General features: G+C 77.1%; 1 pseudogene. It reads right to left on the bottom strand.

The features are described 5' to 3' along the window. Window positions 1–59: 59 nt before the first annotated feature. Window positions 60–306: pseudogene (locus ADL34_RS35500) on the bottom strand (hypothetical protein); the annotation flags it as partial.

Raw genomic sequence — 306 nt, 5'->3', positions numbered from 1 at the left:
CGCATGTTCTCTCCGTTGGTCTTGCGATTGCGGGGGTGTACGGCGGATCGGTGCGGTGATCAGCCGAGGCGGGGCAGGCCCCGCTGGCCCACCCGGGGCGCCGCGACCTGGGCCAGGGCCAGGCCCGGCCACTGCGGCGCCCTGGCCGTCGAGATCGGCCGTACGGACGGCGTGGTGCTCCGGACCCTGGCGGACGCCGGGGTGCGCCCGCTGGCCTTCGAGCCGTCCGGACGGTGCGGATACGGGGCGGCGCGGGTGCGCACCGATTTCCTGCCCGCCGCGTCCGCGCGTGAGGCCGTCGCCGCG

The organism is Streptomyces sp. NRRL WC-3605 (assembly GCF_001509795.1).
Lineage (GTDB): Bacteria > Actinomycetota > Actinomycetes > Streptomycetales > Streptomycetaceae > Streptomyces > Streptomyces viridochromogenes.
Note: the sequence above shows the minus strand (reverse complement) of the source record. Positions and strands in the feature narration are given on the sequence as shown.